Origin of the sequence: Streptomyces sp. NPDC005811 (assembly GCF_040630405.1) — a bacterium.
GTDB lineage: Bacteria > Actinomycetota > Actinomycetes > Streptomycetales > Streptomycetaceae > Streptomyces.
On sequence record NZ_JBEXXK010000032.1, the window covers coordinates 1 to 16,716 of the forward strand.

Annotated in this window: 10 protein-coding genes; 4 read left to right on the top strand and 6 right to left on the bottom strand. The window is 72.3% G+C overall.

All coding sequences use genetic code 11. From position 1 onward, the window contains the following. The first annotated feature begins 256 nt into the window (after window positions 1-256). Entirely contained in the window at window positions 257-1,048 is a 792-nt protein-coding gene (locus ABZ490_RS30460; protein WP_358996885.1) for a tetratricopeptide repeat protein, read from the top strand. A 56-nt stretch (window positions 1,049-1,104) separates the two neighbouring features. On the opposite strand, the gene ABZ490_RS30465 is transcribed toward ABZ490_RS30460, so the two are convergent. Continuing rightward, window positions 1,105-4,875 carry a CHAT domain-containing protein gene (locus ABZ490_RS30465; RefSeq protein WP_358996889.1) on the bottom strand — a complete coding sequence of 1,257 codons (3,771 nt, stop codon included), beginning with the start codon at window positions 4,873-4,875 and terminating at the stop codon, window positions 1,105-1,107. A 96-nt stretch (window positions 4,876-4,971) separates the two neighbouring features. On the opposite strand from ABZ490_RS30465, the gene ABZ490_RS30470 reads away from it, so the two are divergent. The 3 genes from ABZ490_RS30470 to ABZ490_RS30480 all read left to right on the top strand — a co-directional run bounded on the left by ABZ490_RS30470 (window position 4,972) and on the right by ABZ490_RS30480 (window position 9,878). Further along, window positions 4,972-7,779, top strand: coding sequence for a hypothetical protein (locus ABZ490_RS30470; RefSeq protein ID WP_358996891.1), 2,808 nt, complete (start codon window positions 4,972-4,974; stop codon window positions 7,777-7,779). Then, entirely contained in the window at window positions 7,776-8,936 is a 1,161-nt protein-coding gene (locus ABZ490_RS30475; protein ID WP_358996894.1) for an MBL fold metallo-hydrolase, read from the top strand. The genes ABZ490_RS30470 and ABZ490_RS30475 overlap by 4 nt, the downstream gene beginning before the upstream one ends. Before the next feature lie 162 nt (window positions 8,937-9,098). Next, entirely contained in the window at window positions 9,099-9,878 is a 780-nt protein-coding gene (locus ABZ490_RS30480) for a hypothetical protein (RefSeq protein ID WP_358996897.1), read from the top strand. A 92-nt stretch (window positions 9,879-9,970) separates the two neighbouring features. On the opposite strand, the gene ABZ490_RS30485 is transcribed toward ABZ490_RS30480, so the two are convergent. From ABZ490_RS30485 to xylB, 5 genes are all read right to left on the bottom strand, one after another. Next, entirely contained in the window at window positions 9,971-11,494 is a 1,524-nt protein-coding gene (locus ABZ490_RS30485; protein ID WP_358996899.1) for an aldehyde dehydrogenase family protein, read from the bottom strand. A 56-nt stretch (window positions 11,495-11,550) separates the two neighbouring features. Beyond that, window positions 11,551-12,873, bottom strand: a complete 1,323-nt coding sequence (locus tag ABZ490_RS30490; protein WP_358996902.1) for a GAF domain-containing protein — start codon at window positions 12,871-12,873, stop codon at window positions 11,551-11,553. Between the two features lie 184 nt (window positions 12,874-13,057). Beyond that, window positions 13,058-13,657, bottom strand: a complete 600-nt coding sequence (locus tag ABZ490_RS30495; protein WP_358996905.1) for an N-acetylmuramoyl-L-alanine amidase — start codon at window positions 13,655-13,657, stop codon at window positions 13,058-13,060. A 161-nt stretch (window positions 13,658-13,818) separates the two neighbouring features. After that, on the bottom strand, window positions 13,819-15,030 hold the full coding sequence (locus ABZ490_RS30500; protein ID WP_358996908.1) for an ROK family transcriptional regulator: 1,212 nt from the start codon (window positions 15,028-15,030) through the stop codon (window positions 13,819-13,821). Between the two features lie 100 nt (window positions 15,031-15,130). After that, entirely contained in the window at window positions 15,131-16,576 is a 1,446-nt protein-coding gene (gene xylB, locus ABZ490_RS30505; protein ID WP_358996911.1) for a xylulokinase, read from the bottom strand. Window positions 16,577-16,716: the final 140 nt, after the last annotated feature.

Genomic DNA, 16,716 nt, shown 5'->3' on the forward strand with positions numbered 1-16,716 from the left:
TCGCACCAAGCAAAAACGACGTCCTCCGGACGGGCACCCCGCCCCATTTTCCCGGCCCCGGGGTGAGGCCGAAAGGCCTCGGGATGACTGGCTACGTTTTCGCCATGGCGACTGGGAGGGCGCCCTCGCACTCCTCGACCGCAAGGCCGACCATACGCGGAAGGCCGGTCTGGGCCCGTGGTCGGTCCTCGGCGACGAGGCGAAACGACTTCAGATCCTTCAGCGCAGGGACCCACCCGAGACCGTCCTCGGCGAGGTGGAGCGGCTCCTCGGCCGCATGGACGCCCTGTCCTGCCGCAGCGACCTGCCGGACAACCCGGAGAACGTGGACCCCTGGAACGTTCGCGAGGCGGTGCTGGGCATCGGGTGCGCCGCGGCCGACGCCATGGGCGCCTGGGAACTGGAGTTGACCCTCATCGAGGCGGTCCTCGCCTCCCAGCGAGCCCGAGACGCTCCTGACACGGACACCGCCCAGACCCTCTTCAACCGGTACGGGCCATTGCAACGGCTGGGCAGGGTCGACGAGGCACGCGAGGTCCTCACCGACTGCCGCGCCGTGTTCGCCCGCGAACAGGACTGGGAACAGGTGGCACTGACCACCGGCGCGCTGGCGGACGTCGAGGCCGGGCGCGGGCACACCGAAGTCGCCGTGAGCCTCATGACCGAGGCGTTGCTCGGGCTCTACGGCGCGGGCAGCGCCCATGTCCAGACGCTGCGGGTGGCTCACCACAACCTTGCGGTGTTCCTCGCCTCGTCGCCGGAGCGAACACCCGAAGACGCCCGGCGGACCCTCCTGCACGGTCTGACCTCGGTGCTGCTGGGCGCGCTAGTCGACGGCGTGGACCTCGGGGCTGCCACCCGGCTGATCCATCTGCTCGTCCCGGGGCACGAGCCACCGCCCGCCACTCCTGAGGAGCTGGTCACGGTCATGGACGCCGAACCGGGCCTACGGCTGGCCGACGTCCTGGCCCGCTTGGCCACACCGGAGGAGGTGCGGGAGAAGTGGAGCGCCGTCGTCGAGGTCTGGACCGGCGCGCGCGACGACTGACGCGGCTGCCCGGCTGGACCACATGATCGACCCGGGCCGACGCTGCCGTAAGGGGTTCAGGAGGGCCGGGCGGACGCTCGTATCCGCTCCAGCAGCGCGTCAAGAGAGGACGACGCGTCCGTGCCGAGGATCGCGATCAGGACACGACGCAGGTCCACCCCCGGCACCCGGCCCACCAACTCGACGACCTCTTCCACGGTGTCGAGGACGGACAGAGCGTTGCCCCGGGCGTCGGCCGGTTCAGGAAGCCGCTCGCCGTCGCTGGGCCCCCCGGCGGCCCCGATGAGTTCGGCGGCCAGCAGATGGGCTGCCGCGGTCCGTGGATCGTTGTCGTGGGCCCGCATCAGCACCCCCATGTCGTGGTGTGCCACGACGATGTCCGCCGTCAGGTCCGCACGGTAGGCGTAGCGCAGCGCGTCCCGGGCGAGTCCGAGGGCGGTCGGGCCATGACCACGCCGGTGCTCCACCCGGGCGAACGCGGTGAAGGTCCATGCCAGTCCCGGCGCGAACAACTGCCGCTCGTATTCCTGCCGGCACTGCTGGAACACGGCGGTGGACTGGTCCAGTTCACCGAGGGACAGCAGGAGTTCCCCCGTGTTGAAGAGGGTGTGGGTGCGTTCGAGTACGGGCGCGTCGCGCCGCAACTCGCACGCCGCGATGCGGTGGTTGAAGTCCAGGGCCTCCTGGAGCCGGCCGAGGCCGCGGGCAGCCAGTCGTCCCACGTCGAGCAGCATCTCCTCCACCGTCCACGGCTCCAGTCCCTCGGAGGCGTCCGGGTGCCGGGACAGCCGGCCGGAGCCGTCCAACAGGACCGTGCTTCGCTCCAAGGCCTCCTCGTACCTCTCCGTCATGGCCAGGAGCTGGGCGTGCGCTGCCTCGATGCCGAGCCTGGTCCAGGGCCCGCGGTCCGTCAGGGCGATGTGCTCGATGGCACGCTCTGACCATGTCAGCGCCTCGGCGAGCCTGCCCACATTGCGATGCCGGGCCCGGAGATCGCTGGCGAGGTTGGCGGCCCGTTCGTGGTCCCCGCGGCGCACGGCGTCGTCGAACAGTTCCGTCAGACGGAGTTCACCGGCCGCTGCGTCCACCCGCAGCAGCACCCTGGCCTGTGTACGGGCGACACGCCCGCTCCTGTCGGCGTCCCCAGCGCACGCGACTGCCTCCTCCACGAACGGCAGCAGTGCCAGCGCGGCGGGCCGCGTCAGGTCACGGGCCAGCACCTGGCTCACCACGTCGACCAGCCGTTCCCAGTCGCTCAGCCGCAACAGGTACGGACACGCGGCGCGGGCCGCGCGCAGCACGTCCGTGCCGGTGCGGCCGGTGTCCTCGTGGGCGAGTGCCTCGTCCAGCGCGGCACACCAGTGGTTCGCGAGGGCGCCGTCGACCCGGCGGACGAGTGACGGGGAGGCGCTCGCCCGGCCGGAGCCGGCCACGCTGGGGTGCAGGTCCCACCGTGGCTGTCCGTCGGCGTCGGCGCTCTGCTCGACCAGTCCGCTGCGCACGAGCCCGGCCACCGGGGTGGCGGCGAGTACACCGCGATCCCCTCGCTCGGCACTCGCGTCCGACCCGCCCGCTCCGTTCCGGTTCAGTCCGTCCCACACCAGGGTCACGATGCCCTGGCTGCGGTCGGCTTCCTCCAACACGCTCAGTACCTGGAACAACGTCCGCTCGGACGGGCCGAGTTCGTCGGCGATGCCCCGCGTCCAGGAGTCCAGGAGGATCGCGTAGTCCTCGGCGGTCGCCGTCTCCGCTGTGTCGGCGCCGCTGTCGGCGTCCTCGGAGCGGGCGGCTTCGCGGGTGCGCCGTGCGGTGTCCAGCAGCAGACCGAGTTTGTCGAGGTCCGTGGCCTGCGCGTCGGCGAGGACCAGCAGTTCGGGATGGCCTCCGGTCGCGGCGAGGACTTCCGCAACGACCTCGCGCCCCCGTTCCGCCGGGACATCGGACGCCGAGCCCTCGATCAGCCGCCCCAGCCGCGGAAGTTCACGCGCCAGCAGAACGGCCTCGCGCCGACTGAGTGCGTGGACCGGGTCGACCGAGACCGCCGCGGGTGCGGATGCCGGACGGACACGGCTGGTCAGCACGGTTCGTGACAGGCCCGTGTGCGCGGTGAGCGCGGTGTACACGGCCTCCCAGCGTTCGTCCCGCCATGTGCCGCGGCTCGTCAGGAGCCCTTCCGCGTTGTCGATGACCAGCAGTACCCGCTGCCGTTCGAAGAACTCCGTGAGCAGAGGCAGCAGCCTGTGTAACTCCTCGCGGTCGGTGAGGGCGGGAGTCATGGACAGGCCCTTCAGCTTCTGCTCCAGAGCGATCGCCAAATCGGTCAGCGCGCTGTCGACCACATGGGCGCTCGGCGCCAGGTGTGCGCCGTCGGCGGGTTCGGCGCCTCCGACACGCAACCACACGAGGGCCTGGAAGTTGTCTTCCTGGGTGTAGGCCAGTTCGAGGGCCGCGGTGGTCTTGCCGGCTCCCGCCATGCCGTACAGGACGATCCCGGACACCCCGCTGCGCGGTGCCAGCGCGGCGTTGGCCCGGCTCATCAGTGCCACGCGGCCCACGAAGCGCCGCGGTGACTCGGGAAAGCCCGCCAGTTTCAGCTTCTCCGCGTCGTAGACCGGGGGGCCGCTGCGGGGTGCGCGGAGGCGCAGGTTCGTGGCGCTGCTCCCGAAGAGGGCTGGCGTTACCGCTGACAACGCCGGGATGGAGGCGGTCGGCCGGTCCGGCACGGTCGCCGCCAGTGCTCGGGCCAGCGCCGTGGCCAACGGCTGATCACGGACGAGGAGAGCCTCGTACAGTTTCCCGCTGAGAGCGATGGCGAAGTCGTCGACCACGGGAAAACGCATGCCGACCACCGCGCAGTCGAGCCGTCCGGCGAGCGAGGACGCGAGATCGGTCAGCGGGGCCGTCGGGTCGGCAGGGGTGCTGCGGCGGCGCAGCGCGGGCCCGAGACCGGGCGTCTCGAAGGACTCGCGCATCCGGTCGTCGGCCGACGAGCAGGACGATGCCGTGATCAGCTTCACCTGGCGGCGCAGGGGGGACAGCAGGTCCACCAGCACGTCGGGGGGCACCTCGTCGGGGCTGCCGTCCTCGTGCTCCAGTGTCAGGACGGCACGGCCGCCGTGGGCTGAGACATGGACGACGTCCCACCCTCGCCCGTCCTCCGCGATTTCGCGCAGCCGTTCCCGGGTGACTCCGTACTGAAGCACCCGCAGTTCGACGGCACGGCCGTGCACGGCACTCACCGTCCGCACGATCCGGGCCAGTTCGTGGCGCTCGCGCCGCAGGTCCAGGGCGGTGGTGGTGTTGGGAAGGCTGAAGAGCGCGAGGATCCGCAGGGCCGCCCCGACCGGGCGCTTCGGTGGTCTGCGTGCGGCCCCGCCCGGCGCCGGCACGTCATGCACGAAGACCACCCCGTTCCGCCGCAACGGGACGCCGTCGATGACTGCGGCCTCCAGTGGGCGGGCGGCGAGGATCCGAGCCTCCTGAGGCAGGATCACGCGCACGGTGCAGCCGATCGCGTCCTCGGCGAACCGGGTGAGCCGGACACCCACCTCGCCGAGGACCCGGGCGCCGATCCACTCACCCACCTCGCGTACTACGTCGGCCTCGCGCTCCGTCCGCCGCTCCGGATCGATACGCCAGGAGAGGTGGCCGTAGAGATCCTCGAAGGCGTCGTACTGCCATTCCTCGCGCCGCAGTCGGACCTCGGCGTCCGCCTCGAACTCTCCTCCGGGACCGGTCAGCAGCCAGCGCCACGACATCCCGTCCGCGTCGCTGCGGAAGCCGTCCACCGTCAGCGTCAGATCCTCAGCCGACTCGTCCGTCCTCACAGCTCACCCCTGCCCCTTACCGGATCGTATGGGAAAGAGTGCCACAACTGTCTCCCGATGAGACTTACTTGGCATAGTGGGTGGTGAGTGGCCGTCGTGGTGCTCAACCGTGGAGAGGACAGCGTGGAGCCGTACGAATCACTGCGCGCCGTGAGCCGGATCCTCGGCACCGGGGACGACCGCACGAGTGTGGACGCACTCGTGGCAGGCGGCGTCGTGGCTGCGGCGTCAGGGGCCGAGGGACGGACATCAGGCCTCGGTGCCTTGCTCGGTCCCCTCCTCGGGGAGCGGACGGGCGGGCCCGCCGTGCTCGTCCCGTGGACGGATCCGGTCGCCCTGTTCGAGCGTGACCCTGCGTCGGTGTCCCGGCTCGCGTACGAGTGGGCCGAGACCTGCGCCGGGACTCCGGGAGTCCGGCTGTCAGTGACGCCTTCACAGAGCGCGTGCCACGGCATCGGTGCCCTGTTGCGGACCGGGCGCCATGTCGCGGCCGTCAGCTTCGCCGCCCCGCCCACCCCGGCTGCGAGCCCGGGCTGGTCCTGGCCGCTGCCGGTCGCCCTGTTACCGGACGGCACACCGGAGGAACGCGCGGACCTCGGACACCGGCTCGCCGAGCGGAGCGCGCTGTGGCGGGAGTGCGTCGTCGAGACCGAGCCGGAGGGCCGATGGGCACGTGCGGCCCTCGTGCTGTGCCGGGCGGACGCCCCGTCCCCGGCGCTCGCTCCCGCCGCGCCGGGGCCGACGGCGGCCGTGGCGATCGCGCTGGTGGAGCCGGGCCGTGTGCCCGCCGACGCCGATCAGCTGGTGCTCCGGATCGCGGCCCGTCACGGCACCACGAGCGCGGCTCTCGTGGACACTGGAGGCGACGCCGTCGACTGGTTGGTGGCCATGCTCTCCGCCATGGCACACGATGCGCCCCTCGACGTCGCCCTGGACTGGGCCGCCGCCTCGCTGGGCGCCCCCTACATGGTGCTGCGGGCCGATCCGAGGCTGCTGGACACCACGCGGCTGAGTGCGGCGATCGCTCGGACCGGCATCGGTTCGCAGGGCGACGTCGCCGCAGGCTGGACGCGTACCCTCCCCGACCCGCAAACCCGCCCGGAGACCGTCGACGCCGAAGTCGCGGCCCGGCGATGGTCACGCCTGCTGCGGGTGGTGGCGCACGACCGGTACCGGCAGCCGCACCGGGTGGTGCGCACCGCGCTTGCGGAGACCACGGGCGAGCGGGCCCGGTCGGCAACTCTCCGCCCCGACACGGACTACGACCTCACGGTTTGGGTCGGCCGCCCCGGGAGGGAGTCGGTGGCCCAGGAGCCGCTGCCCACGGACTCGTTCGTACCCGATCGGACGCATCGGCTCCGGATCACGGCCGTACAACTGCATGGCTCACCGCCGCCCCGAGCAGGCCAGTTCCAGGACGTGGACCTGCCGCCCGTCGGACGGTCGGGCGAGGCCGTGTTCAGGGTGGCCTCGGGCGCCGCCGGCAGCCCGTTCCTGGTCCGTGTCACCGTCTTCCACCGCCACCGCTTCCTCCAGAGCGGTGTCTTCAGCGGCACGGTGGGATCGGAGAGCACGCCCATTTTCGAGATCGATGCCGTGGTGCGCGCGGATACCGACGACCTCGCCGCCCGGACGCCGCATGACGCCGCTCTCGTCCTCGGTGCCGATGCCGGCGGGGACCCCGTCCTCACTGCCGTGACCTCGGACGCCGTCGAGATCAGGGCACCGTCCGGTCTACGCCCCACGATCAGCGCGTTGACCGAAGCCCTGCGCGATCCGGCCGACCACCCCGAGAAGTACGGCGGCTACGGCAGTCCGGCCTACGAGAAACTGCTGATCGGTCTCGCCCAGAGGGGACAGGCCCTTTCCGATGCCCTGTTCGGCGAGCGGATCGGACTGGTTCCCCGGCAGAGCACCGAGGCACTACGGCGGGCCGACAGCATCTCCGTGCTCGCCGCCCGGCCGGGTGAACTCCTCCCGTTGGAACTCGTGTACGACAAGCCGTTGAAGGTCGGCGGGCCGCTCGGCGTGACCGGCCGGCTCTGCCCCAACGCCCCGGAACTCTCCGGTCCCGAGGACTGCGCGGCGCGCTGTCCCGGCCACAGCGACGACAGTGTCGTGTGCCCCTTCGGGTTCTGGGGGGCGAGCAAGGTGATCGAACGGTATGTGCACGCCGACCGGTCCGCGGGCCTCACCAAGGACTTCGCGCTCACCGTCGGCCCAGCCGCCCGGCGCGGCACCATCGAAGTCGGCGAGTCCCTCCTCACGGCCGCCTGCGACCGGGCCGATCACAACACGCAGCGTGCCTGGTCGACGGCGTTACCCCTTCTCGGTGCCGGGTCCGTCCCCGTCGCCACCTGGCGTGAACTCGCCCACCGCACACGACGCCTGCGGGACGAGGGGGAACCACCGGGCGTACTCCTTCTCGTCGTCCACAGCGAGAGGGTCGTGACCGGACCCGGACGCGGGACGACCTGCCTCCTGCTGGGCACGGACGACCGGCTGTCCCTGCATGAGACGCTGGACCCGCTGCTGGCCGGGCCCTCCGAGCCGAACCCCTTGGTCCTGCTTCTGGGCTGCCGGACCGCCGACCACCGTACGCCGCTGCTCGGAGCCCAGCTCCGGATGCTCGAAGCCGGGGCACCGGGAGTCGTCGGCACCCTCGTGCCCGTGCTCGCCCGTCACATCGTGCCCGTGGCGGTCCAGCTGATGGCGGAGATCAGACGCTTGGCGGGTGAAGCCGGTGCAGGGCTGCTGCTGGGCGAGGCACTCACCCACGCCCGGCGTGCCTCTCTGCTCAAGGGCGAGGCGTCAGCCCTCGCACTCGTGGGCTACGGGGACACGGACTGGGAGGTGCGCGCGACCGGCCGGGGCGGCACAACCGGGGAAGGAGTACTCCGGTGATCCGGGTCGAGGCACTCCCCGCGGCGGAGGGGGACTGCCTGTGGGTCGAGTGGACGCACGCCGGGCTTCCCCACCGCATGCTGATCGACGGCGGCAGCGGACGCCGCGCGCGCCTGCCCGACGGGCTCGCCGACCGTCTCGGCCGCTTGCCGGTCCACGACCGCCGATTCGACCTGATCGTGTGTACGCACATCGACACCGACCACATCGGTGGTCTGCTCCACCTGTTCACTCGGCCACCAGAAGGCTTCGTCGCCGACGAGGTCTGGTTCAACTGTCGCGACCACCTCGTCCCCGCCGACCTTCTCGGGCCGCGACAGGGGGACCGGCTCGCCGAACTGCTGCGCGCGCGGGGTGTGGCCTGGAACAGCCGCGCCGGTGGCGGCCCCGTGGTGGTGCCGGACGACGGCACCCCGCCCGTCTTCTCTCTCCCCGGTCTTCGGCTCACCCTGCTCTCGCCGGACGGGGAGGGGCTGAGGAAGCTGCGCGACGCCTGGCCGGAACCACTGACCGAGGACTCCGCGCCGGACCACCCCGACTTGCTCGGAGACATGGAGGACCTGTTCGACCTCGATCCGCCCACCGGCGAGGAGCCCGTCGCGATTCCCTGGGGGGAACTCGCCGACGAGGCCGGGTACGAGCGTGACCGACATCCCCAGAACGGGTCCAGCATCGCCTTCTGCGCCGAGGACACCACGGGCGCTCGGGTTCTGTTCGGCGCCGACGCCCACGCGGAGACACTGGTCGCCTCGCTCAGCAGGCTCGGTGCGGGGCACCCCTACCGTGTCGACCTGTGCAAAGTCCCCCACCACGGCAGCGCCCACAACACCAGCGCCGCGCTCCTCGACGCCCTCGACTGCCGTCACTGGTTGATCTCGACCCACGGAGGCCGGGCTCTGCGGCGCCGGTCCGAGGAGGCGCAGTACCGGTTCGGAGAGGGTGCTCAGCCCAGCCTGCGTGCCATGGCCCGGATGGTGAGGAGCGGGGGAACGCGGCCCACCTTCTGGTTCAACCACCGGGTGCCGAGCACCGAACGCTACGCCGACGCCTCCCTCGCCGCCGAACTCGACTTCGACGCCGTCCATCCCGAACCCGGCTCGCAGGGCATCACGGTACTGGTGGAGAAGGGACGGGTGAGGCAGGCCCCGCCCTTCTGACGCCCACGGCCGCGCCCCGCACCGCCGAGACCAACGCGACGAGGATCGTGCCGCGGCCGGCAACGGCTCGGGTGCGCATGACCTGTGTGCGGCACGGGTATCCCTGCCGACGGGTTCGCGTGAGCGTTCCGGGCCGACGCGCGCACTTCGGGGAGGGCGGCCATGGGCCATGCAGCGCTGTTCGTCCTGTTCGACAAGTACAGCCGACGGGCTCGTCTCAGGCCGGTCCTGATCATGCTGCTGCCGTTGGCTCTGCCCCTCGCCGTCGGGGCACCGGCCCTGCCCCGCGGACGATGGCTGTGGTCGCTGATCCTGCTGAGCGGCCTGCCCTTGTTCGCCGACCAGTTGGGCCGCAGCAGGGGCAAGCGGATCGAGGCCCGGCTCTTTGACTCCTGGGGCGGCAAACCGACCGTGCAGCTGCTGCGCTGGAGCGGCCCCACCAGTCGGCAGCGGCTGGGCTTTCTGCGGGCCCGTATCCAGGAAATCGTCGGTTCGTCCCTGCTGCTGCCGACAGAGCAGGAGGAGTTGGCGGACCCGCAGCGGGCGGACGAGATCTACGACGCGGCGGGGCTGGCGCTGAGGGTGCGGGCACGAGGGTTGCCCGGGGCCGAACTCGTGCAGGAACAGAACTGCGAGTACGGCTTCCGACGCAACACCTTCGGGCTGCGCTCATACGCCCTCCCGATCGCCATGGTGGCGCTGCTTGCGGTCCTGGCTTGGGCGTTCGCGGCGCCTGGATTCCTGGGACGGCCGAGCACCCCGTTGCTCGTGACTCTCGTGGTGATGGAGGCGCTGCTGGTGGCCTTCCAGGCGTTCCTGGTGCGGGATCGGTGGGTGGCGTCCGCCGCCTGGCTGTATGCCGAGCGCCTGATGGAGACCTCGGCCCTGACCGTACCGGGTGCCCTGCCCGCCGGTCCCGTCCCCGGCACGGCGACCTCCTGACACCACCGTGGGTGCCGATTGATCGCGGAGAGCGGCTTTGGTGTCTGGTTGCCTGGAGCGCAACCATGCCTCCAGGCAACCGACTTCAGGCTCTAGAAGAAGCCCAGCTTCTTCGGGGAGTACGACACCAGGAGGTTCTTCGTCTGCTGGTAGTGCTCCAGCATCATCTTGTGCGTCTCCCGGCCGATCCCCGACTGCTTGTATCCGCCGAACGCGGCATGCGCCGGGTAGGCGTGGTAGCAGTTGGTCCAGACGCGGCCCGCCTGGATCGCGCGGCCCGCGCGGTACGCCGTGTTGATGTCGCGGGTCCACACGCCGGCCCCGAGGCCGTACAGGGTGTCGTTGGCGATCTTGATGGCGTCGTCGAAGTCGTCGAAGGAGGCCACCGAGACGACCGGTCCGAAGATCTCCTCCTGGAAGACACGCATCCGGTTGTCGCCCTCGAAGATCGTCGGCTGGACGTAGTAGCCGCCCTTCAGCTCACCGTCGTACTCGGCGCGTTCACCGCCGGTGAGCACCTTGGCGCCCTCCTGCCGGCCGATGTCGATGTACGAGAGGATCTTCGACAGCTGTTCGTGGGACGCCTGCGCGCCGATCATCGTGTCGGTGTCGAGCGGGTTGCCGGGCTTGATCAGCTCGGTGCGGGCGACGGCCGCCTGGAGGAAGTCGCCGTAGTTCCCGCGCTGGATCAGACCGCGCGACGGACAGGTGCACACCTCGCCCTGGTTCAGCGCGAACATGGTGAACCCTTCGAGGGCCTTGTCGCGCAGGTCGTCGTCCTTGTCCCACACGTCGTCGAAGAAGATGTTCGGCGACTTGCCGCCCAGTTCCAGCGTGACGGGCTTCAGGTTCTCCGCGGCGTACTGCATGATCAGCCGGCCCGTGGAGGTCTCGCCGGTGAACGCCACCTTCGCCACCCGGGGGCTGGACGCCAGCGGCTTGCCCGCCTCCGGACCGAAGCCGTTGACGATGTTCACCACGCCCGGCGGCAGCAGGTCCGCGACCAGGCTCATCCAGTAGTGCAGGGAGACCGGGGTCTGCTCGGCCGGCTTGATGACCACCGCGTTGCCCGCCGCGAGCGCCGGCGCCAGCTTCCACGTGGCCATCAGGATCGGGAAGTTCCACGGGATGATCTGCGCGACGACCCCGAGCGGCTCGTGGAAGTGGTACGCCACCGTGTCGTCGTCGACCTCGCTGAGCGACCCCTCCTGCGCCCGCACCGCCCCCGCGAAGTAGCGGAAGTGGTCGATGGCCAGCGGGATGTCCGCCGCCAGCGTCTCCCGGACCGGCTTGCCGTTCTCCCAGCTCTCCGCGACCGCGAGAGGCTCCAGATAGGCCTCCATGCGGTCCGCGATCTTCAGCAGGATGTCCGACCGCTCGGTCGCCGACGTACGTCCCCACCCCGGCGCCGCCGCATGGGCCGCGTCGAGCGCCCGCTCCACGTCCTCCGCCGTGCCACGGGCCACCTCGGCGAAGGGCTGCCCGTTGACGGGAGACGGGTTCTCGAAGTACTGCCCGCGGGCCGGCGGCACATACTCGCCGCCGATGAAGTGGTCGTAGCGCGCCTGGTAGGAGACGATCGCGCCCTCGGTGCCGGGCGCCGCGTAACGGGTCATGCCGGTGTGCCTCCCTCAGCAGGGCCGCCCGCCGTTGGACGGCTCTGCGCGGGAGGCTAGGGACCCGGACGTTGCAGCAACGTTGCGGTGATCCCTGCGGCTCCCGGCCCGGGAGGGGCCCAGCCGTCCGGCGCTCTCAGTTCCGCTTCCAGCGCCGCCAGCCGCGCCCGTGTCGCCGCCGTCGGGCGGGCCGCCGCCAGCGCCCGCCAGACGTCCAGATCGTCCTCGCCCCACGGCGCGTGCGCCCAGTCCGCCAGGAGGTCGGGATCCTGGCCGGCGATCAGCGCGGCCCGCAGCCCGTCGGCGAGACGCTGTCGCAGCCGTACGACCGCCGGGGCCTGTGACGCCGGCAGCAGCGGCCCGGAGTATCCCGCCGCGGCCGCCGTCAACGCACCGGACGCCAGGCGCCGTTCGACGATCCCCAGGTCCGACTCCAGGGGAACCGTGAGCCGGTAGGGGCGCGAGGCCAGCAGCCCGGGCCCGAGCACCCCGCGCAGCCGGGCGAGTTCCGCCCGCAGGGTCACCGGCGTCACCGTCTCGTCCTCGTACAGCGCGCACAGCAGCTCGTCGCCGGTCAGCCCTTCCGGATGACGGGCCAGCAGCACCAGGATCTCGCTGTGCCGACGGCTGAGCCGGACACTGCGGCCACCGGTGACCAGCCGCGCCTCGTCCCGGCCGAGCACACTCAGCTCCGGCACGTCGGGCTGCGGCGACTCGGGGGCGAGCAGGGCGAGCTGGGACTCCGCGGCCCGCGCGACCGCCTGGACGAAGCCCAGGCTGTGCGGATGGGCCAGCCCGTTCCCGCCGGTGATGTCGACCGCCCCCAGCACCCGCCCGGTCCGCGGATCGTGCACCGGCGCGGCCGCGCAGGTCCACGGCTGCACCTGCCGGATGAAGTGCTCGGCGGCGAACACCTGCACCGGCCGGTCCAGCGCGACCGCCGTGCCCGGTGCGTTCGTTCCGACGGCGCTCTCCGCCCACCGAGCCCCCGGCACGAAGTTCATCGTCCCGGCCTGCTTGCGCGTCGCCGCGTGGCCCTCGACCCACAGCAGCCTGCCGTGCGCGTCACACACCGCGAGCAGATGCTCGCCGTCGGCGGCGAACGTACCCATGAGTTCCCGGAACAGCGGCATCACCCGCGCCAGCGGATGCTCGGACCGGTAGCTGCCGAGATCGCCGTCGGTCAGCTCCACGCGCGCGGTGCCGTCGGGACCGACCCCGGCCCGCGCCGACCGCCGCCACGAGTCGGCCACGACCGACCGCACCGGTCTCGGGACGGTCCCCGCCTCGGTGAACGTCTGGTACGCCCGGCGCAGGATCCGTGCCCGCTCGGCAGGGTCGGCCCCCGGTTCCAGGGCCACCCATGGATCGCTCGACAACTCGCCCTCCCGGGGGACGACACGGCTGGGGACATCCGCTGGGGATGCGGGCCGGGACATCGGCTGGGGACATCGTCACTCCGGGTGCGCGGAGCGACAACCATTTGGACGCGGATCGTCCGAAGCCGCGCGTCCGGTTCCGGTCCGGACCGGAACCGGACGCGCGCCGGACGCCGTTCGCCCGTCAGGCGCCGTTGACGAGTCTCAGGTAGCGCGCCCAGTCCCAGTTCGGGCCGGGATCGGTGTGGTCGGTGCCCGGCACCTCGTAGTGGCCGATGATGTGCGCACGGTCCCGGGGGATGCCGTACCGCTCGCAGACCGACGCGGTGAGCCGGGCGGACCGCTCGTAGAGCGCGTCGGTGAAATAGGCGGGCCGGTCCACCCATCCCTCGTGCTCGATGCCGACGCTGCGCGTGTTGACGTCCCAGTTCCCCGCGTGCCAGGCGATGTCGGACTCCCGTACGCACTGCGCCACATGCCCGTCGGCGGAGCGCACCACGTAGTGCGCCGACACTCGCTTCTTCGGGTTCTGGAAGACGGTCAGGGTCTTGGCGAACTCGGTCTGGGTGACATGGATGACGACCCGGTCGACCGGATGGGACGTGGGGCGGTCGGCCGCCGTGTAGTTGGCGGTGGTGGCCGGCTGCCATTCGGCGGGGCGGTAGTCGACGGCCTGGGTCTGCGCACCGGCCGGCGGGTCCGGGAGCAGGGCGTAGGGGACGGCCGCGAGCAGGGCACCCCGCAGCAGCCGCCGCCGGGTGGGAAGGGACGCATGGGTGGTCATGGCTGGGCTCTCCGTTCCGCGGAGGCCGACGGCCGCCCCCGCGTCGATCACATTACGGCGATCGACGGTCGGGCCGTGGGAGGTCGGCCCGTTCGGTGGACGGGCGGCCGTATGGGGACAACTCGCTCACCCGAACGGGGAGTTCCGGTCGCGTGCGAGGGTCAGGAGCCGTCCGTCGCCACGGCCGCCGGGTCGTCCAGCACGGCCCGGACCACGGAGTGCGCCGCCCCCAGCAACGGCCCCTCGGGGCCCAGACGGGAGACGGAGACGGGGCGGGCGGGGCCCGCCGTGCGCCGGGCGAGTTCGGACTCCAGCGAGGGCAGCAGCCAGGGCGCGAGCCCGGCGAGCGCGCCGCCGAGCACGACGCTCTCGGGGTCCAGCAGATTGAGCGCACCGGTCAGGGCGATACCGAGGGCCTCGCCCGCCTCGTGCAGGGCGCGCCGCACCTCGGGATCGCCGTCCGCCGCCCGGCCCGCGAGGAGGCCGACCCGGTCGCCCCCCGGCTCCAGCCCGGCCGCGCGCAGGACCGCCTCCTCACCGGCGTACTGCTCCAGACAGCCCCGGCCGCCACAGCCGCACGGCGGTCCGTTGGGGTGGACCGGCACATGTCCCAGCTCGCCCGCGAAACCTCGGGTGCCGCGCAGCAGGCTGCCGTCGACGACGACCGCGGCGCCGATGCCGATCTCCGCCGACACGTGCAGGAAGTCCCGCGGGGTGTGCTCGCCGAGCCAGAGTTCGGCCAGCCCGCCGAAGTTGGCCTCGTTGTCGACCGTGAGCGGCCAGTCGGCGGGGAGCAGGGCGCCGAGGTCGGTGTCGTGCCAGCCGAGGTTCGGTGCGCGTACGACCGTCCGGGCGTCACGGGCGATCAGGCCCGGCACCGCCACGGCGAGCCCGGCCGGCCACAGCCCCGCGCCCTCCGCCTGCGCGACGGCCTCGCGCAGCAGCCCGGTGAGTTCCGCGATCACCGGCTCGGGGGAGCGGCCCCGGTTCGTGCCGTGTCGCACGGCACGCACGCGTACCTCACCCCGCAGATCGACGACGCACACCGCGAGATGATCCACGCCGACCTCGGCGCCCAGCCCGGCCGGGCCGCGCCCGCTGACCGCCAGCGCCGACCCGGGCCGACCCACCCGGCCGGGCCGCTCCGGGCCGAGCTCCTCCAGCAGCCCGGTGCGTATCAGCTCGTCGACGAGGGTCGACACCGCCGCACGGGTCAGGCCGATGCGGGAGGCCACCGCCGCCCGGGACAGCGGCCCCCCGGCTCTGACGGTGTGCATCACCCGCGCCAGGTTGCGGCGGCGCATGCCCTGCTGGGTGTCGGGCAGCGCACGCCCCGGGCCGGTGGCGCGGGCCTCGTGCAGCGGTGCGGTCATGCCTCCGTCGATTCGTCGATTCGTTGTTCGTTGATTTGTTGATCGGCCGGTAGGCCGACGCGCCGGCACCGAGATGACCGGCGCGTGGACGCGCCGCAGCTCAGCCGGTGTGCGTGCTCCGCTCCAGCAGCGGCGCCGCGTCGGAGAGTACCCCGGCGATCCTGGTCAGCGTCGCGTCGTCCCGCTCCACGGCGTCGAGGACCGGGCCGCGCGCGGTGTTCCAGCGGCGCGCGACCGCGGCCGGGTCCTCCCCGGTCAGCAGCCCCGCCGCCTGTGCCGCCGCGCCCAGCGCGACGAGCTCCTTGGCCTCGGGGATCTGCACCGGCCGCCCCGACAGCCGCCGCACGGTCTGCTGCCAGGCCGTGCCGCGCGCGCCGCCGCCGATCAGCAGCAGCGGGGCCGACGGGTCCGCGTCCTTGTCGAGGACCAGGTCCAGCGCGCCGAGCAGCGAGTGCACGGCACCGTCGTAGGCGGCCTGGAGCAGCTGACCGGCGGTGGTGTCGTGGCGCAGGCCGTGCAGCAGACCCGAGGCGTTCGGCAGGTTCGGGGTGCGCTCGCCGTCCAGGTAGGGCAGCAGCGTGAGGCCGGCGGTGGGCTCCACGGCCTCGCGGTCCAGGCCCAGCAGGGCCGCGAGGCGGTCCACGGCGAGCGTGCAGTTCAGGGTGCAGGCCAGCGGCAGCCAGTCGCCGTGGGCGTCCGCGAACCCCGCCACCGTGCCGGTCGCGTCGGCCGGCCGGTGCTTCGACACCGCGTACACCGTGCCGGACGTGCCGAGGCTCAGCACCGGGGTGCCCGGCCGCAGCCCGAGCCCCAGGGCGGCCGCCGCGTTGTCGCCGGTGCCCGCGGCGACCAGGGTGCCCTTGGCGAACGGCAGGTCATGGCTGTCGCGCACGGTGCCCGCGATCTCGCCGGGCCGCACCACGCGGGGCAGCAACGCCGGATCGAGCCCCACGCGCGCGAGGATCTCCTCGTCGTACCCCTCCGTCGCCGACGCCCACCAGCCGGTGCCGGAGGCGTCGCCGCGGTCGGTCGTGCCCTCGCCGGTGAGACGCTCGGTCAGGTAGTCGTGCGGGAGCCGTACCGCCTTCGTGGCGCGCAGCGCCTCCGGCTCGTTCTCGGCGAGCCACGCCCACTTCGTGACCGTGAAGGACGCGGCCGGCACGGATCCGGTGCGCTCCGCCCAGAACTTCGCCCCGCCCAGCTCCTCGGTCAGCCGCCGGGCCTGGGGGGCCGACCGCACGTCGTTCCACAGCAGCGCGGGCCGCACCGGCTCGCCGTTCCCGTCCAGCGTCACCAGGCCGTGCTGCTGCCCGCCGATCGACACCGCGGCGGCCTCGCGCGCCGGCTCACCGCACAGGCGCAGCGCCTCGTGGAGCGCGTCCCACCACTGACGCGGGTCGCTCTCCCGGCCGGCCCCCGAGGAGACCGTGTGCGGCGCCTGGCCGCTCGCGACGATCTCGCCGGTGCCCGCGTCGACGACCAGCGCCTTCGTGGACTGGGTGGACGAGTCCACCCCGACGACGAGCGGACCCTCGGCTGCTGACATCGGGTTCTCCCTCAAGTTTTTCCGCGGCTCCGTGGGATCTGTCTTCCCAGAGATGCGTTGGCATACTAATTTGTAAACGGCCATGACGAAATAGTCAGCCACCGGATGTCACCGACCCGCACGACCATCTGCACAGCAAG